A 20,948-nucleotide genomic window follows, 5' to 3' on the forward strand; every position below is an offset into this window, starting at 1 on the left:
CTAAAAATCTCTGCCCGAGATTTTTGAAACAGTCGCTGCCCCGACCCGTATTTAAAGATAGTAATAGTAAATAATATAAGGAAGTAATATTTCCTATAAAATCTGCAATAAAAAAGAACCATTTAGGCTCTTTTATTTTTTAGTATATTTTGTTTCCATATCATGAAATACCTCATCGTCCAGAAATTTATGAAGAGGCATATCAAATGCGACGGATATCTGTCCAATTTCTTGTATATGCAAGTTTTTTGCGGTGCCGGTTATTAATTTATTTATATAATTGAGTGAAACATCTGACTTTTTTGATAGTTCCTCGGCAGTCATACCTTTTTCTTTAAGTAAATATTTTATTCTTATACTGAAAGCTTCTTCTATTTTCATTGTATACCTTTCTGTGGGGTTTTGCCTTAAGGGCGACCTTCTTTTTCCCCTCCCTTAAGGGAAAGATAAGATATCGGAGGGAGGGGTGTATATTTTTAAAAGGGAAATTAAAAATTATATTTCCTGCATTGACTTTATGTACTCTTTTAAATCATATTGTTTTAATATATTTAAATTATGTATCAATAAGTTTTTCTCTTTTACTGTACAATTTTTAAAAATCCTATCTAGTTCTTTCATGGTTAAGTATATCGACTGATTATCTATTTCCAAACTTAATAGATCGTCAAGACTTACATTTAGTGTTTTTGCAATAGCAACTATCGTTGGCAGTGAGATTTTTGCAATTCCGTTTTCCACATGACTCAAATGACTGGCTGATAAGTCTATTATTTCAGCTAATGTTTCTTGTGTATAACCTTGCTTTTTTCTTGCTTCTTTAATTTTTCCTCCAACTTTTTTATAATTGATTTGCATTATTTACACCATTCAAATTATTTTACTTAATTTTATAGAAGTTTTTATTTTTTATCTACGCTTCTATGTGTACTCCGAAGTATCTTTATATTGTATACATGAATTTATCGCTGTCGATATAAATACACACATGTATAGCTATACTGTGGATAATATTTTTACTTATAAATATTTTATAATTTTTTCATTTGTTATGTCGTCCATATTTGGTCTTTTATATTTATAGATTATAGAAATATATAAAATATAATAAGTTAACCATAAATGGAAGTTAGTTTAGGGAGTTAGAATTAAAAATTATGTACAAATATATATTCACCATATATGGTTAACTTATATGTATTATATCATAAAAACTGAAAATTCACCATATATGGTTAAAAAAATTTTGTACAATATATAAAAGGAGAAAATACTATGGATATTGACGAATGTGTAAAAATTAGAATTAATAATTTAATAAAAGAAAGAGGATTGTCTGAAAATCAATTAGCTAAAAAATCAAGTCTTTCTTATTCTACTTTAAAAAATATATTAAATGATACTACTGGAAATCCGGGTATTAAAACTATAAGAAAGATATGTAATGGATTTGAAATGGATATACTTGATTTTTTTGCGGGCGAAGAGTTTGAAAGCATAAGGTATAAAAAAGAACGCTAAAGCGTTCTTTTTTATTGCCGATTTTATATAAAATATTATTTTCCATTTATTATTACTATCTTTAAATACGGGGCGGGGCAGCGGTCGTTTGGAGAAAGTGCGGGTAGCACTTTCCCAAAATCCGACCGCGTAAAAAGCCGCCACGGCGACTGAGTGGAAGATTTTTATCCAATATTTTTATCTTCGGAAAAATATTGGCGGGTCTTAGGGTGGAACCCTATAAACCAATTTGCGTAAAGAGCCTCCGCGGCTTGAGCGGAGCCCTTTATTCTTAAACTTTGGGCGAGCAAAGTTTGAGCGGGGTGAAAGGGGCAGAGCCCCTTAGCCTTTCTTATTGATTTCTGGTAGAACGACCACAAGCATAGTGATAAAGCAGGCGAGCCCTCCGATGAAGTTTGAGATGGGTTCTGCGAGGAATACTCCATTTACTCCCAGAGAGAAAAACTTCGGAAGGAGGATAGTTAGGGGAGTCACTATTATCACTTTTCTGAAAATGGAAAAGAATACCGCGTATCCCGATTTACCGAGGGAAACAAATACTCTCTGCCCGGCAAACTGAAGAGCCATCATAAAGAAGCCGAAGAAATAAATTTCTATTGCGGGTATACTCTTTGCTATCAGTTTCGGGTCGTGGTTGAATATTTTAATGAATACATCTGGGAAGGCTATAATGGTTATCCATGCGAGGAAAGTGTAGGTTATACAAATCACCGACATGAATTTTATCGCTTTTTTCAGCTTGTCGAAGTTTTTTGCTCCGTAGTTGTAGCTCATTACAGGGGTCGCTCCGTCTGTGATACCGCTGACGGGCATGGTGAATATTTCCCTTATGGAATTTAAAATAGTCATTACGCCGACGTATAGATCCCCTCCGTAGATTTGGAGAGTGGCGTTGCATATTATTTGTACTATACTGTTGGTTACGGACATGATAAATCCCGACATACCAAGGTCGATTATCCTCTGTACTCTGCTAAACTTAAGTACCATGCTTTCTTTTGTAAGCTTTAAAATGGCTTTTTTCCCCGTCAGGAATTTCAGTACCCATAAACTTGAAAGTAATTGGGATATGATAGTTGCTATTGCGGCACCTTTTACTCCCATGCCGAAATAGAATATGAATATAGGGTCCAGGATAAGATTGGTAAATGCTCCGAGCATTACGGTGAGCATTCCCTTCTTTGCAAAGCCCTGTGCATTTATGAAGCTGTTCATCCCAAGGCTGGTCATTACGAATATATTCCCAAGTAAATATATGGTTATGTAATCTCTTGCAAAAGGATATGTAGCGTCGCTTGCTCCGAAGAGGTATAGTATAGGTTTTTGAAATAAAAGCCCTATTACCGTAAGAGATACTCCGAAGATTATCATCATAAGAAAAGAATTCCCCATGATTTTTTGAGCTTCTTCATCGTTTTCTCTGCCTCTTTCCATGGAAAAAAGAGGGGCTCCTCCGAAGGAAAACAGGTTTGCAAAGGCGGTCACTATCATGATTATGGGAAAACATAATCCAAGACCCGTTAAGGCAAGGGTACCCGTAGTCGGTATCCTTCCTATGTAAATCCTGTCTATCATGTTGTAAAGGAGGTTTATAAGCTGTGCAACCGTCATGGGTACCGCAAGTTTTAATATATTTTTTGCGGGGCTTCCTATGCTGAAATCTGCGTTATTATTCATACTTCCTCCTTATATTTTTTTATATATTATTATATGCTTCATCTTCCTATATAGTCAATAGGTGTAGATAGATAGATTTTGACTTATATGATTTATACAAAGTATTATTTTTGATTAGAGTAATTTTAAAATGTAAATGATAAAAATCAAGTGTAGAACCGTGTATAATTTTATGATATAATGATTACTCACGTAGAAATGAAGGAGACACATTATGGGAATGAATGAAAAAAATAAATCACTATGTGCCGATTTTTTCCTTTTGGTAATGGCTTTTATATGGGGAAGCGGATTTATAGTGACAAAGAACGGTTTAGATGCACTAAGCGGTACTCAGCTTATATTCACAAGGTTTGTAATTGCCGCTGTAACACTGTTTATCATTAATATAAAAAAGTTAAATCTTATTACGAAGAAAACTGTAATGAAAAGTGCTTTAATAGGCTTTGTTTTATTTTTGGGTTTTGCTTTTCAAACTTACGGACTTGCCGAGACTTCCGCTGGAAAGAGCGCTTTTTTGACTGCGGTGTATGTTGCGATAGTCCCTTTTATAGCGATGTTTGTGGGTAGACAAAAGCCGGAAAAGCATAATTTTATTGCGGCTTTGCTCATGATAATAGGGATATTTTTACTTACAATGAACCCAAGGGAAGGTCTTAATATAAATTACTACGACGGTATCACCCTTATAGGGTCAGTATTTTGGGCGTTTCATGTGTTCTTTGTCGGCATTTTTTCCAAAGATGAAGACCCTATTATCCTATGCATGATGCAAATGGCGTTTGCGGGACTATTTGCTTTTATATTTCTTATATTTAACGGAGAATTATTTACTTTTAATATAACGGGAAGTACGGTTCCTATGTTACTGTATCTCGGGGTAATCGCTTCGGCTATAGCTTTTTTAATTCAAAATGTTGCTCAAAAGTATACTACTCCCACTCATGCGGGAATACTTATGAGTATGGAAAGTGTATTTGGGACTATCCTAGGTATTATTTTCCTAAACGAAATTTTTACTATACAAATGCTGTTCGGTGCTGTTATAATATTCACAGCCTTGATATTGGCTGAAACGAAATTTGCTTTTTTAAAAAAAGAAAAAATTAAAATAGAAACCGATGACATTTAGTCAAAAGGAGAAATATGGATATAAAAGAAATCGAAAAAATCATAGGAAGCGAAAATGTTTTATTAAATGAACCTATGAAGAAACATTCCAACTTCAGAAGCGGCGGAGATGCGAAGATTTATTTGACGCCAAAAACTTCAGATGAATTTGTTAAAGTAATTGAATATTTAAAAGAAAATAATGAAGAGTTTATCGTTCTCGGAAGAGGGACCAATATACTTGTAAAAGACGGGGGAATAAAAAACACCGTCGTAAGTACATTCAAAATGACCGGACTTGATATAGACGGAGAAGTCATAACCGCCAATGCGGGGACTCCTTTAGCACTGATAGCAAATAAAGCGCTGGCTTCATCTCTTGCGGGATTTGAATTTGCGGGGGGTATACCCGGCAGTCTCGGAGGAGGCGTATTCATGAATGCGGGAGCTCACGGCGGTGAGATGAAAGACGTGCTCCTTGACGTTACGGTATTCGATAAAAATGGAAATGATGTTAAAGTCCTTACTCCAAGCGATTTGGATCTAAGCTACAGACACAGCAATATAGAAGAAAAAGGATATATCGTCCTATCCGCAAGGATAAAGCTCAGAGAAGGAAATAAAGAAGAAATAAAAGCCAATATGGATGAATTCAAAGATTACAGGACCGGGACCCAGCCGAGCGAGGCTTCAGCGGGAAGTACCTTTAAAAGACCCGAAGGATATATCGCCGCTAAGCTTATAGACGAAGCTGGGCTTAAGGGTTATCATGTGGGAGATGCGGGAGTCAGCGAAAAGCATGCCGGCTTTGTAATAAATAAAAGTAATGCATCTTCAAAAGAAATCTTAGATGTTATTGATTATGTAAAAAAAGAAGTATACAATAAATATAAAGTAAAACTGGAAGAAGAAGTCAGAATTATTGGAGAAGATGATTAGGAGGTAGGAGCATGAATTATGCCGATTTTAAAATTATAAAGGATAAACTGGAGAAGAGAGCGAAGATACTCTCTATGGTACCGATTTTTATATTCCTTGCAATGATATTTCAAATCGTTTTACTTATCGTGCAGGCTGAAACGAGTGCGACATGGTTCAACTTTGTGTTGGTAGACCAGTTCTTTACAAATGCGCATTTATTTTATGCCGCTGAGAATATAGTGTTATCTGTACTCTTTTACGGGGCTGTGGGAGTAAGTGTGATTATAATCGGCACATGTGCGTTTTTCTGCTATAGGAATATAAAGTTTTCTTACGGAGTACTGACATTTTTCTATTTCATAGATTTTGTTGTAGCGGTGCTTTCCATAGATTATATCCAAATGGGAGTTCACTTTGTATTCCTATGCCTGATGTTCTATGCCTTAAGAACCCTTACTCATCTAAACAGTATCCCAAAAGAAGTATGGGGTTACGGAGAATAAAAAAAGAGCTTATAAAAGCTCTTTTTTATTTGTATTTTACAGCTGTTCCGTAAGCGAATACTTCCGCTGCACCCTGCATTATCGCCGCTGAAGCGTATCTAACGGCTACTATGGCATCTGCTCCCATTTCTTCAGCTTCCGAAACCATTCTCTTTGTTGCCATTGCTCTGGATTCGTTCATCATTTCGTTGTAAGATTTAAGTTCACCGCCGACTAAATTTTTAAATCCCTGTGAAATGTCCTTGCCGAAGTTCTTTGTTTGTATGCACGAACCTTTTACAAGTCCCAGCATTTCAAATTCTTTCCCTTCGATTTTTTCAGTAGTTACCAAGATCATCTTCTTCACCCTCCTCTATTTCTTCTAATCTTTCTATTACCGTATGTATCATAACACCTATAAGAGCTAAAAGCATAAGCCCCAGTACTATTTTTATAATAACAGGGAAATCTATAAGCATTACCGCCGATATATATATTATGAGTATAAGGCTTATAAATATACCCACTAAAATAGGTGCTACTTTCTTTTTGTTTTTATCGTTCATGATTTATATTTCCTCTGTAAAGTATTCAATTATTTTATCTAAATCGGTTTCTTGGATACCGCAGTCCATTAGGTAATTCCTGTACGAACCGTAAGTATTGATGACATAGTCATACACACATTCCATATATCTTGCCTTTGATAAAAAGACCTTTGATTTTCCCGTTTCATAGGCTTTCATAAAGTCGTCGTTTTCTCTCATATATGTATGGGATACTTCATAGTTAGCTTTTATATCGCCTCTGGAAACTTCGCATAAACCAAGGAGTATGGATGCGATAAGCCCCGTCCTGTCTTTGCCTGCCGTACAGTGGAACAAAAATCCTCCGTGAAGATTATTCGCTATGTATTCTATGATGCCTTTTATTATTTCTTTATGCTCTATACGCTTGATATATCCTTCGGGCATATTGAAATTTTTATCTTCTTTGGTGATATCGGCTACCATATCTACTATGCTTAAAGGGATGTTATAGTAATTTATCCCCTCTACATCTTTCAGTTTGTTTGGCTGAATAGCCGCTTCTTCCTGACTTCTAAGGTCGAGTACGTCTTTTACTCCGTAGCTTAGCAGTATATCTATGTCTTTATTTGTAATATATGTAAGTCCCGCGGACCTTATGAATTTATGATATCTTGTTACTCTCGGAGTATCCGTATGGCAGCAGTACCCGCCGAGGTCCCTTACGTTGTTGGTTCCTTCCAAAGGAAGTTCACCGGAAAAATTTATTTTGCTCAAGTCCATTTTTTATTCCTCTCTTATAGTTGTTATTTTACCACAAAAGAACTCTTCTTCCCAATAAATTTGAATAAGTTTATATTTGGTTGAAATAAAAAGGATAAAGGAGTAAAATCAAATAAAAAAGGGTAGGTAAAAATATGGGTGATATTGTTTTTAAAAGTGAAGAAATAAACGTCAGGGAACATGAACATGTAAGCAAGAATACCGGGAATGTAATGTACGAGCAGTATCTTTTAAATGATGAAGATACAAAGATGATGATAAAACAAATCCTTTATCCGAAAGGAACCATCACACCTTGGCATACACATGACTGTGCCCATGGTATGTATGTGCTTGAAGGGGTACTTCATACTAATCTCGGGGATTTTGACAAGGGCAGTTTCGTATGGTTCAAGGAGGGGTCAAAAGCTTTCCACGGAGGAAAAGATGAAGATGTAGAGGTGCTGTTTATAACTAATAAAGAATTTAATATACATTATCTGTAAAAACAAAAGGAGTATTTATTTACTCCTTTTTATTTTGTTTATATATACCCTCCTCACTATTTTCTATTTATACTTTTTTGATAGGACTGAGTTTTTATTATTAAATAGAATATGACGGGGATATTTATTCCTTTATTTGTTTTAAGCTTATAGGATGTAATTAAAATCGAGAATATCTTTTTATCCTATGTTTTATTATTTATTTTTTCTTAGGTCGACGACTTTCATTCCCGTATCGAATACTCTTTTTAAGAATGTATCGTAGCCTATATCGTCCCTTTCAAGCTTTAAAGTCGGAGTACTATCTATAAACAGCATGAATGCACTGTCTATAATTTTGCATGAAGTAAAATCCGAGAAGTAATATACATTTCCCTTCGTATCCGTTATTTTTTCTCCTTCCACGGTTATCTTCCTGTAGATACAGTATTGTATCCTGTAAAGGCTCATTACGACTACGAGGGCTGTTACGATGTAGAAAAATATATTTTTTTCAAATATTATACCCGACTGATATAATGCAAAGATTATCACCCATGCAAAGAGTATAACGGAGTGGAAGACTACCTTTGACTTTGGCTTTTTGACTGTGAAATTATGTTCATCCAAATTCTCCGTTTCCTTTTTTACGGAGTTTTGCATGTATCTGCTCCACATGGAAAAGCATATCATGCCCAGGAATATACCTATCAGCGTTGCTATTAAACTCATTTATTTCTCCTTTTCCAGTTTGACCTCTATCCTTACGGGGTTATGGTCGGAGTAATCAAATTTTGTATCTATGGTCTTTACTTCCTTAAGCTTTACATTTGGGGATAATATAAATCCGTCTATCACATAAAGCTGTGTATTTTTGCTGTTCTCATTGTATTCTTCGTTTAACAGCCTTGAAGTCGGAGTATCGTCATCCACTGCGAATGTCCATTCTTTCGAGAATGCATCGAAGTTCAGTGTACCGGGAGTGAAGTACTCATCATTTATTATGGGATATTTTTTGTTATTTACATTTGGGAAGTTTTGATTGAAATCCCCTCCGGCTATGCAGTAATTTCCTTTTTCGTATTCTTTATTCAAGAAATCCGTTAAGACTTTTGTTTGTTTTTTCTTGCCTTCCCCGTCATCGTAAGCTTCCATGTGAAGATTTACCAGCACCAGTTCTTTATCGCTGTTTTTTATTTTCACTCTTTCCACGAGCAAACACCTTTTCATTTGGCATACTCTTATAGGGTATTTAAACGCCACGGGAAGAGAGTATCTTTTTGCGTCCAGGATTTTATAAGGATTTATGGTCACTATCCCTGCTTCGACGCCTCCAATCATATCGGGGAAGGGGTAGGGGATATATTTACATGAGAAGTTCTTTGCAAAATAACCGGAACCTTCCAAATTGTCGCTTAGATATTTCACTTGATTTATCCCGTAACCCCTTTTTGACTTTTCATCCGCTTCCTGAATGAATATTATATCGCTTTTGTTTGATTTTATATTTTGTTCTATGCCTTTCAAATTTCTTATTACTTTATCTTTGGACTCTATCCTCGTCCTTTTGCCTCCGTCCATGAAGAAATCGCTGTCGGCACTGTCGTTGCAGTATCCAAGGTTATAAGTAAGTACGCTTAAATCTTCATTTAAATCTATTTCTTTGGTGCTGTCTGACTCTTTGATTTTCTCTGCCTGTTCGATATCTTCGGGCTTATATTCCGTCAATGTCAGATAAAGTACGCCTATTATAAGAATGACGGCTATTATTAAAATTATATATAAGAATATTTTTAAAGTTTTCATATATTTCCCGTCCTTTGGATAAATTTGGTTTATTATTAAATATTATATCATAAAGTATAAAAGTAAAAAAATAAAAGAAGGTTTTCTTCTTTTATTTTAACTTTGGATATATCATATAAAACTAACTGTTATATTTAAGTTTTTTGATTTTGTTTACGTAGCTTGTTTTTGTCTCCATTACCGCACACCATTTATCCGCCATACAGACTATAAAAGCTTCTTTGCTTTTTGGGATTTTCCTTAGTGTCAAAGGCCACATATGAGATGAGATTATGTTGGCTTCTTTTTCATCTAAGTCAAAGTGTTCCAAGGCGTTGTTAAGAGCTCTTTTGGGATGTCTGAAACCGTGAAATCCCTCTCTTGTGTCCCTGTCCAAATGCCAGTCGTAAAGATAAAAATCATGGAGCATTGCTCCTTTTAACATCGACTCTTCATTTACTTTTATTTTCATTCTTTTGGATAGACTGTAGCTTAAAAGTGCCACATTTAAACAGTGGCTGAATGTATCCGTCCCGCCGTGCTGAGTAAAATCCTGCATTTTCCTTACTTCTTCGTGAGATAATATATGTTCCAATTTTTTATAAAAATCATTTTTTTCTTCTCTTGTCATCCTATTTTCCACCCTGTATAAGTTTCTCATTTAGTATGCAATAAATATACTACATATATATTATGAACTTATTAAGAAAAAATTATAACTTACTTAAATTTTTAATATTTTGGTTGGTTTTTGTTCCAATTTATTTAATTATAGACCTTTCACGGCGATTTTTCAAAAATGAAATATAGAGTTTGATTTTAAATAGTTTACATTTTATTTTAAAAAGCTCTTGACAGGAAAGATAATTTTATATATAATAATAAAGCTTAATAATTATGCGGATGTGGCGGAATTGGCAGACGCGCTAGACTTAGGATCTAGTACTTCGGTGTGGGGGTTCGACTCCCTTCATCCGCACCAGTTTGGAAATAACTGAAACTCTTTTATAGAGAGGGTTTCAGTTTTTTTAATGCATTGAAATAACACACTTTTAATAATTATTTTTTTTATTCAAAATTTTATTTAATGATTTATATATACCTTAAATATCTTTTATATCATTATCTCATCTCTGATTTGTTTTTTGAAACTTTATATCCATCATCATCGGAAATTATGTTTAAGTCCTATGGTTTTATTTGTTTTAAATTCATATCATTATCAAATATATAGTTTTCTCAGGTAATGTCATATTTTATTTTACTTAGTTTCACTTGTTGGGATATTATTGATTAATTAAAATTAAAAGTATTGATATATAAAATTATATCGATTTATCATTTGACATTCTCCTATATAAATTTTATGATAAAAATAGCAGTATAAAGTAATACTTTATAAGATAAATATACAAGGATAAGGAGGCTTAGATTTATGGATTATAATAAGAAAACACTTCCTGTGATAAATAGTTTGGTCATAGAAGAAGGTTATATGTGTTTGGGGGTTTATAATAAGGAAGGCGAAAATAAAAATAAGCTTTGTTTATACGATGTCACTAATGACGATGTCAGATTTTTTTCGTTGGTTTTAGATGATGAAAATATTTTTTATCCCAAAAGTGACAAAGGTGCGTATTTTATATCACATACTATTTGTGATGAAGACGGAGAATTCAAAGAGGATAGATTAAAAGTTTTTGATAAATATAGGCTTGATTTGGAATGTGACATACCCATTTCAAAATTGGTAAACGGATGGGATGAAGACGGTAATGTAGTTGAATGTTCAAGATTAAATGAAGATAAGATATTGATAATATTTGAAATATCTCCTTTGAATTTTAGTTTGCGGGATTTATTTAGTAATGATGATTTAGATACTTTTTTATGTATAAGTATTTATGATATCAATGAAAATAAATTTAATATAATTAAAGAAATAAAAGGTGATTTCTACGATATAGATTTTGATATGACGGATAAGGTCATAAAGTTTATTTCAGCTAATGATGAAGAAGATAACACCGCGTTTTATTATAAAATGGCACAGGGCTGTAAAAGCTTGATTTTGGAAAAGAAAGAAATTATAAAAGACAGTGTGATAATAAGGGAAGACGGTAAAGACAGTTATTTTGAGGATAGGGACTTCGGGCTGGAAATCATAGAAAAAAATTATAATAAAAAGAAGAAATCCTCCATAATTTATAAAGCTCTAAAAACAGGTAAGGAAATTTATACTCAACAACTTAAGATGTTTGATGATACGGATTACGAAATAGTAGAAAATATGAATTTACTTATGATAAGTGAAAGTAAAGGCAATGCCGGATATTTACATATATACGAAAAGATAAATGATGACTTTTGTTTTGTGGAAACTATAGGGTTTGAAGGTTTTCCCGATATTTGTATTTACGATGTGTACGATATGGTGACTACACAAGATGAGAATGGTTTGATAATATTATCAAAAAAATAAAATTTTAATGATAAAAGGAGTATATGAATGTATGCTCCTTTTTTATATAAAAAATCATGGAGATTTTTTAACTCTGTTTGACAACATCGTAATTTTATATTATAATGCAAGTATATACTTGCATAAATGAAGTCATAAAATATAGGTGAGGAAATGGATAAGACCGGTTTAAAGATAATAAATGCTACGATGAATTTAATAATGGAAAAGGGATATCCTCTTACGACCACCAAGGAAATAGCAAACAGAGCGGGAGTAAACGAGTCTACCGTTTTCAGGAAATTCGGGAGTAAGAAAGATATAGTCTTAAATGCAATGGAACTTAGAGAGTGGAACCCCGATTTGGCGGCAGATGATTTTAAAGTATATTCATTGGATTTAAAAAAAGATTTATTAAAGTTTTCTCATACTTATTTAAATAAGGTAACTCCAAAGTTCGTTAAAGTGTCTTTGGGGCTGAGGTGTCCCGAGCTTTATGAGTATACAAAAGACGGGATAATGCAGGTACCTATGGTTTTTAAAAAAGGTCTTACTGACTATTTCTGTGAAATGTATAAAAGAGGAAAAATAAATAGCAGTGATCATGAAAGCTTGGCTGTGATGTTTTTATCTTTAAACTTCGGATTTGTGTTTTTCAAGGCTTCTTTCGATGATATGCTCACATCTCTTTTAAAAGAAACTTACATTCAAAACAGTGTTAATATATTCGTAAACGGAATAAAAAAATAAATATGGTATTTAGGTACCATATATTTTTTAAATATTATGCAAGTGAGTACTTGCACTTAAAAAATGTAAAAAGGAGGACAGTATAATGAATTATTATTTTATGGCAAATATTTATCTTAAGGATAAGTCCAAGCCGAAGGAGTACGGCGATTATATCGATTTGGTCAAACCTATTGTGGAGAAATACGGAGGAGAGTATCTGGTCAGGACAGATGAAATAACGTATTTGAGTGATGATTATACTCCCGACAGGATAATCATCATAAGATTTAAGGATAGCCGCAGGCTAAATGAATGCTTTGGTTCAAAAGAATATAAAGAAATAGAATATAAAAGAAAGGACTTTGTTATAAGCAAAGCGGTAACTATGGTGGGGTGTGATGAAAATATGTGACAATGTACATCAAATAAGGATAGATTTTAACGTAACCGAAGATATAAAAAGATACGTTTATATTTATATCATAGAGGGAAAACATTTATATCTTATAGACAGCGGTGTCAGCGGAAGCGAAAGGATAATAGAAGATTATTTACATGACATGAATAAAAGTATTCGTGATATCAAAGGAGTGTTTTTGACTCATTCTCACCCTGACCATATAGGAAGTGCAGGAAAGATTAAATCAATATCAAAGTCAAATATATATGCTCCTTATGATGAGAAGGATTGGATAGAAGATATCCATAAGCAGTTTAAAGAAAGACCCATACCAAACTTTTATGGTTTATTGAATGAGTCGGTAAAAATCGATGAGTACTTGAAAAAGGATGATATCATTACTTTACAAGAGGATATTCATTTAAGGGTCATCGATACTTCAGGACACTCCAAAGGTTCGCTGTCTTATTTATGGATGGAAAGAAATATACTTTTTACCGGAGACGCTGTTCCCGCTACGGAGGATATATCGATATTTGTAGACTTTAAAAAAAGCATGGATACACTTGAAAGACTTAAAAGTATCGATGATATAAACTTCTGTCTGCCTGCATGGGACAGAGCTTATAAGAAAAATGAATATAAAAACGTTATAAATAGCTCAATAAGACTGCTGAACAAAATAAATAATGAAGTGCGATGTTTAAAAGGAAAAACAAATGATAAAGATGAAATATTTGAAAATGTATGTGATAATTTAAATATGAGCTCATTTAAAAATAACCCTTTATTTAAGAAATCGGTGTTATCATGTATGAATGAAGAGTAAACAAAAAGGAGTATAAAATACTCCTTTTTTATTATTTTCTGATTATAAGTTTTTCTCCCGGATGAATAAGCTCCAAGTGATTTAGTTTGATAAGTTCTCTCGTTGTAGTGTCAAATTTTTTTGCTATATCTCTGAGTGTTTCGCCTTCTTTTACCGTGTAGCTCAAATATCCCTCTTTAGTGCATTTTGCGTCTTCTTTTTCTTTATCAGTTATTAAAAGCTCATCTTTAAACCTATCCATATCCGTGTGTCCGTGAATACCGCGTACGCTTCCTCTGCTTGAATACTGAAATCCCGACCAGTCTTTCCAGTGTCCGATAGAATAAGGTCTTTCGACTCCGTAGTCTGCGACCCAAAGAGGATATTTCGTCAAATCTTCTTCCCATACGCTTTCGCAGTCATATGCATTTGAGTAGAATGCGGGTTTGATTTTCATAAGTTTTTCCAAAGTATCCATATAAACTCTTGCTATATCGTTTGCTTCTTTTTTGCTTAGTCCGGTCAGCTGTTCAAAGTCCATAGCGGGTCTTAGATCCTGTCTTTTATCTCTTATAAGAGAACAAAAGAAATGTGCCTGGTCTTTTGCTTCTTTCGTATCTCTCGCCGTCACATAATGATAAAAGCCCAGCTTCATGCCTTCTCTTCTTGCATCACGGTAGTTCCTGTCGAATTTGGAGTCTACCAGCGTGGTGCCTTCTCCTGCTCTTATATATACATAGTCTATACCATCGTCTTTTACTTCCCTGAAGTTTATATCTCCCTGCCACACGCTCACATCTATACCTTTGTGTTCGCTGGCAGCCGAGACTACCGAGGCGGCAGAAATGCACATTATAAATGAAAAGCACACTGCTAAAATTTTTATTAATTTTTCTTTCATTACATTTCCTCCCATTACTAGGATACGTAAAAAGAGAAAATCGGTGACAATACGCTTTATAAATTGATTTCCCGGGAAATAAAAAAGGCAGATAACTGCCTAATTATTTACTGCTTTTTTATTGAAGTATTTAAATGTATATATGAATGATATAATCCCTATTATGAGCATTAAAGCCGGTATACCTGCCAAATCGGATAACAGCGGTACGGAGAACAAATGGTTAGATATATTGAAACTTATGTGGAATATTGAAGATACGAGCAAGCTGTTTGATTTTTCATAAATATATCCCAGTATCAATCCCGCAACGACGGCATAAGTGCTTTGAATGATGTTCATATGCATCATGCCGAATAATAAAGCCTGAACTAATATCGCAGCTGAGGGTTTAATATACTTTTTTAAATTGTTGTAAGTTACCCCTCTTATCATAAGTTCTTCGCTTATTGGGGCAATTATACCCACCGCGATGATGTTTAATATAATTCCTCCCGATGAGAGGGAACTTATTATTGTGTCATAGCTGTCGGAGTATTTAGTTAAGTCAAACATATCTATTATCCCCGAAGAGAGCATAAAGAAACTTATCCCCATTACTGTCAGTGATACTACATAAGGGATTTTACTTTCTTTACGGTTCAAGCCTATATTTAGTTTGTTATTCCTTTTTAGCATGAAGGCAAAGAATAATATATTTATAACGGATGTTATTAGTAATATCAAAACTATATTTTTACTTGTAAATTCGCTCAGACTCTGCGTCGTTATCGAATTTTCCCTGCCTTTATTTGTCATATCAAATAAAAAGTATAACTGAAATAAAAAGCCGACCGCAAATTGATTTACTGCCCAAAATATCAGCGGATATATGCACAGCCATATTTTTTTTATTATATTATCCTGCTTCATTAAATCTCCTAAACGGTCTTATGATATAATTTATAATTTCCTTTGTCGTCTATGGTCATTATCCCGTAGCTTATTTTGCCGAAGCTTCTCATACTGCTTAGGCTCCCGGGGTTAAAAAGATGAATATTGCTGATTTTTTTATTTAAAGCTTCATGGGTGTGTCCGAACAAGACTATATCCGCTCCGATTTCATCGGCTTTATAGAATATATTTGTCAAAGAATTTTTTACTCCGTAGTAATGTCCGTGCGTCATAAATATTTTTCTGCCGTGAACAGTAAAAACCGCTTCTTCTTTTTCTTTCATGAAATCGCAGTTTCCTCTTACTCTGATTACATTCACCTTTTCATGATCTATATCCACCTCGTCCAAGTCAAAGTGGTGGTCTCCCAAGTGCAGAAGGTATGAGTAATTCTTTTCTCTTTTGATTATTTTTTCCAGCGTTTTTATGTCTCCGTGTGTATCGCTTATTATAAGTATTTTATCCATTTTAGGCTCCGCGGTCACTTTAATTTTTTGTCCAAGATTTCTTTAGCTTTGGTAAAAGCTTTTCTTCTGTGGCTTACCCTGTTTTTTTCATCAAATGTAAGTTCGGCGTAAGTCTTATTCAGTTCCCTGATATAGAAAAGAGGGTCATATCCAAAACCTCCGTTTCCTATTTCCTTGGTTCCTATGATGCCTTCCACTTCACCTCTTACAGTCTCTGTCGTGCCGTCTTTATAGCATATACCTACCGTGCATACGAACTTTGCTTTCCTGTCCTCTTCTTTTACTCCCTTTAGTTTACTTAGGAGTTTTTCATTGTTTTTTTTGTCGCTTTTTTCTTCTCCCGCATATCTTGCGGAGTATATACCTGGCTCACCGTTCAAATACTTTACCATCAAACCCGAATCGTCCCCGAGCACAAGTTTGCCTGTCTTTTCATGGATGGCTTTTGCCTTGATAAGTGCATTTTCTTCAAATGTAGTCCCGTCTTCTACTATATCGTCAAAAAAGCCGGCTTCCTCCATGCTTATTACTTTATAATCCTTTAAAATACTTTTTATTTCTTCTAATTTATGTTTGTTTGCTGACGCTATTATTACTTCTTTCATTGTTACCTCTAATTATTAAATCCAAGTACTTCTCTTTGAATTTCGATAAGTTCCTTAATACCTTTTTTTGCTAATACAAGAAGCTCTCCCAGCTCCTCTTCCTTAACCGGTCTTTTTTCTCCCGTCATCCCAAGCTCTATAAATTCTCCGTATTCGTTCATTACTACATTCATATCCACTATCGCATTTGAGTCTTCTATGTAGCATAAGTCTAACAGCGGTTCATTTTCGACTATGCCCACACTTATCGCCGCTAAGAACGATGTTAGCGGTAGTCTTTCTATTTCGCCCTTTTCAACCATTTTTGAAAGAGCATCGTAAAGTGCAACGAATGCCCCCGTGATACTTGCTACTCTCGTGCCTCCGTCGGCTTGTATGACGTCGCAGTCTATCATTATCGTCTTTTCACCTAAGATAGATAAGTCTACCACGCTTCTCAGACTTCTTCCTATGAGCCTTTGTATTTCCGAACTTCTTCCGTCCAGCTTTAATCTGTTGATGTCTCTTTGTTTCCTAGTTTGAGTGGAAGATGGAAGCATGGAGTATTCACATGTTATCCACCCGGTACCTTCTCCTCTTAAAAAGGGAGGAACCCTGTTTTCTATAAATGCCGAACATATTACTTTAGTATTTCCTGATTCTATTAAAACGCATCCGTCGGGATACATGGTATAATTTCTCGTTATCTTTACTTCTCTTTTTTCATCAAACTTTCTGTTATCTGACCTTACCATATGATTTTGCTCCTTCTATTTTCTTTCTTGATTTGAATAATCTTTAATAAGTACAGTTTCCATTATACCATTATTTTCTTCGTTTTGGTCTATTATGAAGCGAACTTTTTCAATAGAATCGGAATTTTCTTTTACCGTCAGCGAAACGCTGTTCTTATACATGTTTAGCATCGCCTTGTCCATTTTTTCGAATTCCTTGCTTAAATGTATATAAACGCTGTCTCCCTTGATTAGTATCTCCTTTAGCTTTGCATTATCGGCGAATATCATGCTTGAAAATTTGGTATCACTGCAAAGGTTAAAATGAATGCTTAGTACTTCTTTCAAGCTTATATTGCTTTTTCTGTTATATACGCTGTAAGGTATATAATTGTAAACACTGTCGCATTTTTTAGCCAGATACATGGTCTGCTTTGATTTTGCGAGTTTGGAATATTTGATTTTATTTATATTTTCTCTGTAATAAAGCTTGTTCATTTCCGTCCCGAAGGGAAGCTTATCCGAGTTAGACAGATCGAACATCACGCCGTCCACGTTTTTATATTCGGTAAGTGCGTATATGATAGAAGTAACAAATGCGGTCTCATCGCTTTTATCCACGAATTGAGCGGATTTATCATTGAGGCTTACTTTAGCAGTCGTCCCGTCTACTTGAACGCTCTTGATACTCCCTGCAACCACTGCGGGAAGAAGTCCGTTTTTTGCCGCGATTTTGCTGTTTTCTTCGTTATCCACCATTAGATTGAGGACATTGTCAAAAGTAGCCTCTTCTTTGTTTACTTTTCTGGTTATCGGAACGACGTATCCCTCCGCATTCTTAAAGTAGATAGTCATATCCATCTGTTCCGTCTTCGTTTCTTTTTTTATGTAATTACTTACTGTCTGCTGTACTTTTGCAGTCAGCTGGGGTTCTTTTATCGTTATGTAACTCAGTGCAATTATTCCGACTAATAATAATAATTTTATTAATTTTTTCATATCTCATCCTCTTTAAATAGTTATGTCATTTAAATTTTATGAACAAGCCTTCTTAAATATTCATAGCTTGTTTATTATCCTAAAAAGATTATAGAAATTTGATTGGGAGTATTATGGGAAATTTTATCAATAAATGAAAATTATTTATTTATAAGATTTTGATATTTAATTTAGCAGTTTATTTTTAATGTAACGATAACTTTTATATTCAAACATCATTTAATAATTCATTTGATAACAGATTTTAATTTTGGTTAAATCTATTGTCCTCCAATATTTAGAAGGATAGAGGCAGTATTTTATAAAATAAAAAGTGAGTTTAGATTGGTTAATATCAAGCATAAAATAGTGTCAACCTATTACTATTTAAAAGTTGACATAAGGAAGGGAAAATTGATATAATCTACCATAAATCATTAGGGAGGATATAAATGAAAAATATCAATACAAAAGACTTGGTGATGTGTTCACTGTTTACCGCTTTGGTAGCTGTCGGTGCTTTTATAAAAATACCCGTGCCGTATATGGATTATTTTACTCTGCAGTTCTTATTTGTTCTTTTGGCAGGTATGCTCCTTGGAAGCAGGCTGGGAATGCTGTCGGTCATGATATATGTTCTGCTCGGATTGTTCGGCTTTCCGATTTTTGCATCAGGCGGAGGTATCAATTATATTTTAAGACCGAGTTTCGGGTATCTAATCGGATTTGTCTTTGCAGCTTTCGTATGCGGTTTGGTTCTTGAAAAGGCAGAGGAGAAGTCATTTAAAACCTATCTTATCTCCGCTTTTGTGGGATTTGTCGTTACATATTTTTTAGGTCTTACTTATAAATATTTAATGCTTAATTTTTTCGTTGGCGAACCTGTTTCATTTTTTATCGTTCTTGCTTCTTGTTTTCCTCTTGATATGCCCGGGGATATACTTCTATGTTTTATGTCAGCGGTCTTGGGAAAGAAATTAGTTCCTATAGTTAGGAGAAACAGTTATGCAGTTAGATAAATTAAAAGATAGGATATTAGACGGATATGATATCAGCTATGAAGAGGCTTTATTATTGATAAAAAGTCCTTTAAATGAACTTAGGGAATGTGCTGATGAAATCAGAAAGGTAAAGTGCGGGAATAAATTCGAACTCTGTACGATAATCAATGCCAAGAGCGGAAGATGTACCGAGGATTGTAAGTACTGTGCACAATCGGTACATTATAAAACCGATATAGATGAATATGATTTTTTAGATGATAATGAAATTATCCAAAGTGCATTGTCAAATGAAAAAGCCGGAGTAGATAGGTTTTCCATAGTCACTTCGGGGAGAAGGTTCAATAAAAAAGATGTGGATAAGCTGTGCGTAACTTACAGGAAACTAAATAATAAGTGCAGTATAGACTTTTGCGGTTCTCTTGGACTTTTGGAATATGAGGATTTTATAAAGCTAAAAAATGCGGGGATGAGCAGGTATCATAATAACCTGGAAACTTCACGAAGGTTCTTTCCTTATATTTGTACTACTCATACATATGATGAAAAATTGCACACCATAAAAGAGGCTAAGAAAGCAGGACTTGAGATATGCAGCGGAGGCATTTTCGGTCTTGGAGAGACCATAATTGACAGGATAGATATGGCTTTTACTTTAAAGGCGATAGGAGTAAAAAGCGTTCCCATAAATATTTTAAATCCCATAAAAGGTACACCTCTAGAGCATAATGAGCCTTTAAGCTACGATGAGATAAACAGAAGCATAGCTATATATAGATTTATCTTGCCGAATGTCTTACTTAGACTTGCCGGCGGAAGAGCCCTTTTTTACGATAAGGGAAAAAGTGCGGTAAATAGCGGGGTCAACAGTGCTATATCAGGGAATATGCTGACTACCTACGGTATAGAAACAAAAGATGATATAGATATGGTAAAGGATATAGGTTTTGAGGTGAGTAATGAGTAGAGGGATTTTTGTGACCGCGACGGGTACGGATATAGGTAAAACTTATATAAGCGGACTTATTTTAAAAAAGCTTAGGGATAGCGGATATAACGCAGGATACTTTAAAGCCGCGATAAGCGGAGCAGTAAAAGAAAACGGAAAGTTTGTTTCTTCGGATGCGCATTATGTAAATGAAATTTCCGGTTTGAACGAGGATATAGATGATATGGTTTCATATATGTACGAAAGTGAAGTTTCCCCTCATTTGGCTCAAAAAATAGAAGGAAATAAGATCAATATTAACAAAATAAAATCCGATTATGATAATTTACAATTTAAATATGATTATATCCTTACCGAGGGAAGCGGAGGGATAATATGTCCCATAATGTATGACGGCAAAAATAGAATTATGCTTGGAGATATAATAAAACTTCTGGGTTTAAATGTGGTGGTGATAACCTACAGTTCTCTGGGGTGTATCAATGATACTGTCCTTACCTGTGAATACTTAAAAAATAGAAATATCTTTATTAAAGGTATAATAATGAATAATTTCGATGAAGAAAATATGTTATGCATTGATAACAAAAAAATGATAGAAGAGTTAACGAACTGTGAAGTAGTGGAGACTATAAATAAAAATCAAAAAGAATTATCTCTGGACACAAAAAAGTTATTGAAAATTTTTGAATAAAGTCTTGACAATCAAATAAAAACAAGATAATATGTT

Annotated in this window: 27 protein-coding genes and 1 tRNA gene; 13 read left to right on the forward strand and 15 right to left on the reverse strand. The window is 34.2% G+C overall.

Annotated elements, in window-relative coordinates:
• Positions 1 to 132: 132 nt before the first annotated feature.
• Both NSA01_RS00005 and NSA01_RS00010 read right to left on the reverse strand, forming a co-directional pair.
• On the reverse strand, positions 133 to 381 hold the full coding sequence (locus tag NSA01_RS00005) for a helix-turn-helix domain-containing protein (RefSeq protein WP_257479485.1): 249 nt from the start codon (positions 379 to 381) through the stop codon (positions 133 to 135).
• A 114-nt stretch (positions 382 to 495) separates the two neighbouring features.
• Positions 496 to 858 carry a helix-turn-helix domain-containing protein gene (locus tag NSA01_RS00010; RefSeq protein ID WP_257479486.1) on the reverse strand — a complete coding sequence of 121 codons (363 nt, stop codon included), beginning with the start codon at positions 856 to 858 and terminating at the stop codon, positions 496 to 498.
• Between the two features lie 417 nt (positions 859 to 1,275).
• Between NSA01_RS00010 and NSA01_RS00015 the strand changes: the two genes are divergently transcribed.
• Positions 1,276 to 1,521 carry a helix-turn-helix domain-containing protein gene (locus NSA01_RS00015; RefSeq protein ID WP_257479487.1) on the forward strand — a complete coding sequence of 82 codons (246 nt, stop codon included), beginning with the start codon at positions 1,276 to 1,278 and terminating at the stop codon, positions 1,519 to 1,521.
• 321 nt (positions 1,522 to 1,842) lie between these two features.
• On the opposite strand, the gene NSA01_RS00020 is transcribed toward NSA01_RS00015, so the two are convergent.
• The gene (locus tag NSA01_RS00020) at positions 1,843 to 3,198 is read right to left on the reverse strand and encodes an MATE family efflux transporter (RefSeq protein ID WP_257479488.1); all 1,356 of its coding nucleotides are present in this window, start codon (positions 3,196 to 3,198) and stop codon (positions 1,843 to 1,845) included.
• Between the two features lie 214 nt (positions 3,199 to 3,412).
• Between NSA01_RS00020 and NSA01_RS00025 the strand changes: the two genes are divergently transcribed.
• Genes NSA01_RS00025 through NSA01_RS00035 form a run of 3 tightly spaced genes read left to right on the forward strand, consistent with a single transcriptional unit; the run spans position 3,413 to position 5,732 of the window.
• Positions 3,413 to 4,330, forward strand: coding sequence for a DMT family transporter (locus NSA01_RS00025; protein ID WP_257479489.1), 918 nt, complete (start codon positions 3,413 to 3,415; stop codon positions 4,328 to 4,330).
• A gap of 14 nt (positions 4,331 to 4,344) precedes the next feature.
• A complete protein-coding gene (gene murB / locus NSA01_RS00030; protein WP_257479490.1) occupies positions 4,345 to 5,247 on the forward strand; it encodes a UDP-N-acetylmuramate dehydrogenase in 903 nt (300 codons plus the stop codon).
• Positions 5,248 to 5,258: 11 nt separating this feature from the next.
• Positions 5,259 to 5,732: a hypothetical protein gene (locus NSA01_RS00035; protein ID WP_257479491.1), complete on the forward strand. Its 474-nt coding sequence runs from the start codon at positions 5,259 to 5,261 to the stop codon at positions 5,730 to 5,732.
• A 25-nt stretch (positions 5,733 to 5,757) separates the two neighbouring features.
• On the opposite strand, the gene NSA01_RS00040 is transcribed toward NSA01_RS00035, so the two are convergent.
• Genes NSA01_RS00040 through NSA01_RS00050 form a run of 3 tightly spaced genes read right to left on the reverse strand, consistent with a single transcriptional unit; the run spans position 5,758 to position 7,021 of the window.
• The gene (locus tag NSA01_RS00040; RefSeq protein WP_257479492.1) at positions 5,758 to 6,069 is read right to left on the reverse strand and encodes a YbjQ family protein; all 312 of its coding nucleotides are present in this window, start codon (positions 6,067 to 6,069) and stop codon (positions 5,758 to 5,760) included.
• A complete protein-coding gene (locus NSA01_RS00045; RefSeq protein WP_257479493.1) occupies positions 6,050 to 6,277 on the reverse strand; it encodes a hypothetical protein in 228 nt (75 codons plus the stop codon). Before NSA01_RS00045 ends, NSA01_RS00040 begins: the two co-directional genes overlap by 20 nt.
• Before the next feature lie 3 nt (positions 6,278 to 6,280).
• The gene (locus NSA01_RS00050) at positions 6,281 to 7,021 is read right to left on the reverse strand and encodes a tyrosine-protein phosphatase (RefSeq protein WP_257479494.1); all 741 of its coding nucleotides are present in this window, start codon (positions 7,019 to 7,021) and stop codon (positions 6,281 to 6,283) included.
• A gap of 134 nt (positions 7,022 to 7,155) precedes the next feature.
• Between NSA01_RS00050 and NSA01_RS00055 the strand changes: the two genes are divergently transcribed.
• On the forward strand, positions 7,156 to 7,506 hold the full coding sequence (locus NSA01_RS00055; protein WP_257479495.1) for a cupin domain-containing protein: 351 nt from the start codon (positions 7,156 to 7,158) through the stop codon (positions 7,504 to 7,506).
• Positions 7,507 to 7,701: 195 nt separating this feature from the next.
• Here NSA01_RS00055 and NSA01_RS00060 read toward each other — a convergent pair whose 3' ends face one another.
• The 3 genes from NSA01_RS00060 to NSA01_RS00070 all read right to left on the reverse strand — a co-directional run bounded on the left by NSA01_RS00060 (position 7,702) and on the right by NSA01_RS00070 (position 9,901).
• Positions 7,702 to 8,217 (reverse strand): hypothetical protein, encoded by a 516-nt coding sequence (locus tag NSA01_RS00060; RefSeq protein WP_257479496.1) that lies wholly within the window; start codon positions 8,215 to 8,217, stop codon positions 7,702 to 7,704.
• A complete protein-coding gene (locus NSA01_RS00065) occupies positions 8,218 to 9,291 on the reverse strand; it encodes an endonuclease/exonuclease/phosphatase family protein (RefSeq protein ID WP_257479497.1) in 1,074 nt (357 codons plus the stop codon).
• Between the two features lie 121 nt (positions 9,292 to 9,412).
• On the reverse strand, positions 9,413 to 9,901 hold the full coding sequence (locus NSA01_RS00070) for an HD domain-containing protein (RefSeq protein ID WP_257479498.1): 489 nt from the start codon (positions 9,899 to 9,901) through the stop codon (positions 9,413 to 9,415).
• Between the two features lie 268 nt (positions 9,902 to 10,169).
• Between NSA01_RS00070 and NSA01_RS00075 the strand changes: the two genes are divergently transcribed.
• The 5 genes from NSA01_RS00075 (at position 10,170) to NSA01_RS00095 (ending at position 13,692) form a co-directional block, all read left to right on the forward strand.
• A tRNA-Leu gene (locus NSA01_RS00075) sits at positions 10,170 to 10,252 on the forward strand.
• Between the two features lie 453 nt (positions 10,253 to 10,705).
• Positions 10,706 to 11,752, forward strand: a complete 1,047-nt coding sequence (locus NSA01_RS00080; protein ID WP_257479499.1) for a hypothetical protein — start codon at positions 10,706 to 10,708, stop codon at positions 11,750 to 11,752.
• Positions 11,753 to 11,905: 153 nt separating this feature from the next.
• Complete coding sequence (locus NSA01_RS00085) at positions 11,906 to 12,481, forward strand: TetR/AcrR family transcriptional regulator (RefSeq protein WP_257479500.1); 576 nt, start codon at positions 11,906 to 11,908, stop codon at positions 12,479 to 12,481.
• A gap of 85 nt (positions 12,482 to 12,566) precedes the next feature.
• A complete protein-coding gene (locus tag NSA01_RS00090) occupies positions 12,567 to 12,875 on the forward strand; it encodes a DUF1330 domain-containing protein (protein ID WP_257479501.1) in 309 nt (102 codons plus the stop codon).
• The gene (locus NSA01_RS00095; RefSeq protein ID WP_257479502.1) at positions 12,862 to 13,692 is read left to right on the forward strand and encodes an MBL fold metallo-hydrolase; all 831 of its coding nucleotides are present in this window, start codon (positions 12,862 to 12,864) and stop codon (positions 13,690 to 13,692) included. The genes NSA01_RS00090 and NSA01_RS00095 overlap by 14 nt, the downstream gene beginning before the upstream one ends.
• A gap of 31 nt (positions 13,693 to 13,723) precedes the next feature.
• Here NSA01_RS00095 and NSA01_RS00100 read toward each other — a convergent pair whose 3' ends face one another.
• The 6 genes from NSA01_RS00100 to NSA01_RS00125 all read right to left on the reverse strand — a co-directional run bounded on the left by NSA01_RS00100 (position 13,724) and on the right by NSA01_RS00125 (position 18,289).
• The gene (locus tag NSA01_RS00100; protein WP_257479503.1) at positions 13,724 to 14,572 is read right to left on the reverse strand and encodes a GH25 family lysozyme; all 849 of its coding nucleotides are present in this window, start codon (positions 14,570 to 14,572) and stop codon (positions 13,724 to 13,726) included.
• 99 nt (positions 14,573 to 14,671) lie between these two features.
• Complete coding sequence (locus NSA01_RS00105; RefSeq protein WP_257479504.1) at positions 14,672 to 15,484, reverse strand: CPBP family intramembrane glutamic endopeptidase; 813 nt, start codon at positions 15,482 to 15,484, stop codon at positions 14,672 to 14,674.
• 8 nt (positions 15,485 to 15,492) lie between these two features.
• Positions 15,493 to 15,972 (reverse strand): metallophosphoesterase, encoded by a 480-nt coding sequence (locus NSA01_RS00110; RefSeq protein WP_257479505.1) that lies wholly within the window; start codon positions 15,970 to 15,972, stop codon positions 15,493 to 15,495.
• Between the two features lie 14 nt (positions 15,973 to 15,986).
• Positions 15,987 to 16,577 (reverse strand): XTP/dITP diphosphatase, encoded by a 591-nt coding sequence (locus tag NSA01_RS00115; RefSeq protein ID WP_257479506.1) that lies wholly within the window; start codon positions 16,575 to 16,577, stop codon positions 15,987 to 15,989.
• Positions 16,578 to 16,585: 8 nt separating this feature from the next.
• Complete coding sequence (gene rph, locus NSA01_RS00120) at positions 16,586 to 17,311, reverse strand: ribonuclease PH (protein WP_257479507.1); 726 nt, start codon at positions 17,309 to 17,311, stop codon at positions 16,586 to 16,588.
• A gap of 15 nt (positions 17,312 to 17,326) precedes the next feature.
• Complete coding sequence (locus NSA01_RS00125) at positions 17,327 to 18,289, reverse strand: GerMN domain-containing protein (RefSeq protein WP_257479508.1); 963 nt, start codon at positions 18,287 to 18,289, stop codon at positions 17,327 to 17,329.
• Positions 18,290 to 18,720: 431 nt separating this feature from the next.
• Between NSA01_RS00125 and NSA01_RS00130 the strand changes: the two genes are divergently transcribed.
• Genes NSA01_RS00130 through bioD form a run of 3 tightly spaced genes read left to right on the forward strand, consistent with a single transcriptional unit; the run spans position 18,721 to position 20,912 of the window.
• Positions 18,721 to 19,287 carry a biotin transporter BioY gene (locus tag NSA01_RS00130; protein WP_257479509.1) on the forward strand — a complete coding sequence of 189 codons (567 nt, stop codon included), beginning with the start codon at positions 18,721 to 18,723 and terminating at the stop codon, positions 19,285 to 19,287.
• Positions 19,274 to 20,236 (forward strand): biotin synthase BioB, encoded by a 963-nt coding sequence (bioB, locus tag NSA01_RS00135; protein WP_257479510.1) that lies wholly within the window; start codon positions 19,274 to 19,276, stop codon positions 20,234 to 20,236. Before NSA01_RS00130 ends, bioB begins: the two co-directional genes overlap by 14 nt.
• Entirely contained in the window at positions 20,229 to 20,912 is a 684-nt protein-coding gene (gene bioD / locus NSA01_RS00140) for a dethiobiotin synthase (protein ID WP_257479511.1), read from the forward strand. The genes bioB and bioD overlap by 8 nt, the downstream gene beginning before the upstream one ends.
• Positions 20,913 to 20,948 lie beyond the last annotated feature (36 nt).

It is taken from the genome of Anaerofustis stercorihominis (assembly GCF_024623185.1).
In the GTDB taxonomy this organism is placed as follows: domain Bacteria; phylum Bacillota; class Clostridia; order Eubacteriales; family Anaerofustaceae; genus Anaerofustis.

Bases quoted from the DNA above. Each gene is read 5' to 3' on its own strand.
- NSA01_RS00005 (WP_257479485.1), bottom strand. From the start codon at position 381: ATGAAAATAGAAGAAGCTTTCAGTATAAGAATAAAATATTTACTTAAA.
- NSA01_RS00055 (WP_257479495.1), top strand. From the start codon at position 7,156: ATGGGTGATATTGTTTTTAAAAGTGAAGAAATAAACGTCAGGGAACAT.
- NSA01_RS00130 (WP_257479509.1), top strand. From the start codon at position 18,721: ATGAAAAATATCAATACAAAAGACTTGGTGATGTGTTCACTGTTTACC.
- NSA01_RS00025 (WP_257479489.1), top strand. From the start codon at position 3,413: ATGGGAATGAATGAAAAAAATAAATCACTATGTGCCGATTTTTTCCTT.
- NSA01_RS00015 (WP_257479487.1), top strand. From the start codon at position 1,276: ATGGATATTGACGAATGTGTAAAAATTAGAATTAATAATTTAATAAAA.
- NSA01_RS00100 (WP_257479503.1), bottom strand. From the start codon at position 14,572: ATGAAAGAAAAATTAATAAAAATTTTAGCAGTGTGCTTTTCATTTATA.
- NSA01_RS00065 (WP_257479497.1), bottom strand. From the start codon at position 9,291: ATGAAAACTTTAAAAATATTCTTATATATAATTTTAATAATAGCCGTC.
- NSA01_RS00070 (WP_257479498.1), bottom strand. From the start codon at position 9,901: ATGACAAGAGAAGAAAAAAATGATTTTTATAAAAAATTGGAACATATA.
- NSA01_RS00060 (WP_257479496.1), bottom strand. From the start codon at position 8,217: ATGAGTTTAATAGCAACGCTGATAGGTATATTCCTGGGCATGATATGC.
- bioB (WP_257479510.1), top strand. From the start codon at position 19,274: ATGCAGTTAGATAAATTAAAAGATAGGATATTAGACGGATATGATATC.
- NSA01_RS00090 (WP_257479501.1), top strand. From the start codon at position 12,567: ATGAATTATTATTTTATGGCAAATATTTATCTTAAGGATAAGTCCAAG.
- NSA01_RS00050 (WP_257479494.1), bottom strand. From the start codon at position 7,021: ATGGACTTGAGCAAAATAAATTTTTCCGGTGAACTTCCTTTGGAAGGA.
- NSA01_RS00110 (WP_257479505.1), bottom strand. From the start codon at position 15,972: ATGGATAAAATACTTATAATAAGCGATACACACGGAGACATAAAAACG.
- NSA01_RS00115 (WP_257479506.1), bottom strand. From the start codon at position 16,577: ATGAAAGAAGTAATAATAGCGTCAGCAAACAAACATAAATTAGAAGAA.
- NSA01_RS00095 (WP_257479502.1), top strand. From the start codon at position 12,862: ATGAAAATATGTGACAATGTACATCAAATAAGGATAGATTTTAACGTA.
- NSA01_RS00105 (WP_257479504.1), bottom strand. From the start codon at position 15,484: ATGAAGCAGGATAATATAATAAAAAAAATATGGCTGTGCATATATCCG.
- rph (WP_257479507.1), bottom strand. From the start codon at position 17,311: ATGGTAAGGTCAGATAACAGAAAGTTTGATGAAAAAAGAGAAGTAAAG.
- NSA01_RS00010 (WP_257479486.1), bottom strand. From the start codon at position 858: ATGCAAATCAATTATAAAAAAGTTGGAGGAAAAATTAAAGAAGCAAGA.
- NSA01_RS00045 (WP_257479493.1), bottom strand. From the start codon at position 6,277: ATGAACGATAAAAACAAAAAGAAAGTAGCACCTATTTTAGTGGGTATA.
- bioD (WP_257479511.1), top strand. From the start codon at position 20,229: ATGAGTAGAGGGATTTTTGTGACCGCGACGGGTACGGATATAGGTAAA.
- murB (WP_257479490.1), top strand. From the start codon at position 4,345: ATGGATATAAAAGAAATCGAAAAAATCATAGGAAGCGAAAATGTTTTA.
- NSA01_RS00080 (WP_257479499.1), top strand. From the start codon at position 10,706: ATGGATTATAATAAGAAAACACTTCCTGTGATAAATAGTTTGGTCATA.
- NSA01_RS00085 (WP_257479500.1), top strand. From the start codon at position 11,906: ATGGATAAGACCGGTTTAAAGATAATAAATGCTACGATGAATTTAATA.
- NSA01_RS00035 (WP_257479491.1), top strand. From the start codon at position 5,259: ATGAATTATGCCGATTTTAAAATTATAAAGGATAAACTGGAGAAGAGA.
- NSA01_RS00040 (WP_257479492.1), bottom strand. From the start codon at position 6,069: ATGATCTTGGTAACTACTGAAAAAATCGAAGGGAAAGAATTTGAAATG.
- NSA01_RS00125 (WP_257479508.1), bottom strand. From the start codon at position 18,289: ATGAAAAAATTAATAAAATTATTATTATTAGTCGGAATAATTGCACTG.
- NSA01_RS00020 (WP_257479488.1), bottom strand. From the start codon at position 3,198: ATGAATAATAACGCAGATTTCAGCATAGGAAGCCCCGCAAAAAATATA.